Source organism: Tangfeifania diversioriginum (genome assembly GCF_900141875.1).
Lineage (GTDB): Bacteria > Bacteroidota > Bacteroidia > Bacteroidales > Prolixibacteraceae > Tangfeifania > Tangfeifania diversioriginum.
The window spans coordinates 1-1,736 of sequence record NZ_FQZE01000076.1 but is presented as its reverse complement, the minus strand read 5'-3'; the positions used below and the strand labels follow the sequence as shown (position 1 = coordinate 1,736).

General features: G+C 27.4%; 1 protein-coding gene. It reads left to right on the top strand.

The window, feature by feature from the left end:
* Positions 1–184: 184 nt before the first annotated feature.
* Positions 185–1,645, top strand: a complete 1,461-nt coding sequence (locus BUC07_RS20445) for a sodium:solute symporter family transporter (protein WP_073174210.1) — start codon at positions 185–187, stop codon at positions 1,643–1,645.
* Positions 1,646–1,736: the final 91 nt, after the last annotated feature.

Here is a 1,736-nt window from a genome sequence, read left to right as displayed (position 1 = left end):
CGGTGTGAATGCATACTCTGCTAAAAATCGAAACCATGTCAATGAACTTATATATTATGGCACTATTGCCGCTTAATTATTTAACGAAGTATTGAATAAATAAGCAGTAATTTTAATGATTTAATACCAACAAGTTAAATATAAGGTTAACACTTTTGAAGTTAACTCTTTTACTTTTAATTGTATGAAAAGGACAATTTTTATTATTTATACTCTAATCAATTTTACATTTATACAAAGTCATGCAAATAATTTTTTAGAAAGAACTATTACAGGAGAAAGTACAATTCATTTAAAAATAGCTGAATATTTTAAAGGTAGTACAATTGGAATAAGTGACGATAATATAATAATTGTTGGTGGAATTATTAATTCACGTTCCTCTTCGGATTCTTTATCAAACCGTATTTCACTGTATAAATTAATTGATAGTAAAATTGAAAAATCAGGACAATTTGTATTTCCAGAATCAATTTCTTTTGGCCAAATTATTTGTCACAGCAACTCATTTGTTTACTTAGGAGGAATTAAGAATGATGAAATAAATAAAAATATCTATCAAATTGAAGTTTTAAACGATCAGATAGTAGTAAATAAAATTGGAGAACTACCTTTTGAAAAACCAACCTCAAGTGCAACTCTGTTTCAAAATAAAATTTGGATTAGTGGAATTAGTAATGGACAAAATATTTTTTGGTCTTATGATTTTAATACCTCAAAATGGTCACCTGCATTTACAAGAAATTTAAACAGTAATGCAAAATTAGTTTCTCAAAATGATGGAAATCAAGAGATGCTTTATTTAATCGAATTTGATGATAAAAATAATTACTGGACTATATCAAAACTTACTAATCTCCAAATGGGCGAGTTTAAAATTGAAAATTCTTTTTCAACAGGCAATCATAAGCTGAAAAAAACTTTTTCAATCGGCTACTCAAATATCTTATTAGTCTTTGATAATAAGTCAGTTGATGGCGATATTAATTTTTTCATTTATAATACGATTACAAAAAAAAATATAAAATTAGATTCAAATATTGGGATAAATATTGAAGCTTTTCAACAGACAAATGATAAAATTGTTATTGTTGGCAACAAAGGCGATAATTCTAATGAATTAATTTGTTCTCCTATTATTAACAAGACAAGATTTGCATTCTTAGATATTTTCTTCCTTGCTTTTTATTGTTTTCTTCTAATTATAATTGGTTATTATTTCTCCAGAAGGGAAAAAACAATATCTGATTATTTTAAAGGTGGAAAAAGAATACCTGCCTGGGCTGCTGGAATAAGCTTAATAGCTACTACTTTTAGTGCTGTAAGTTTTATGTCTTTACCTGGAAAATCCTTTTCAACAAATATCCTATATATATTCATCCCATTAGGAAGCTTAATTGCCATTTATTTTGTAATTAAATGGATTTTACCATTTTTTATGCGCCTTAATATCACATCTGCATACGAGTATCTGGAAAAAAGATTTAGTTCAGGTATGCGAACAGTCGGGAGCAGTATTTTTATACTTGGTGAATTATTTAGATTAGGGATAATTCTTCTCTTACCTGCTATGGTATTATCTGTTGTATCAGGATTTAATATATATTATAGTATAATCATCATGGGAATGATTGCGACTATTTAGGGTTTGCTGAAAAACTAACGATTTATTTTTAATAGGCATTGTTCAACTCCGTTATTAGCAGGTTGAAAATTCACTAATAATTCCATTGTCT

Bases quoted from the DNA above. Each gene is read 5' to 3' on its own strand.
- BUC07_RS20445 (WP_073174210.1), top strand. From the start codon at position 185: ATGAAAAGGACAATTTTTATTATTTATACTCTAATCAATTTTACATTT.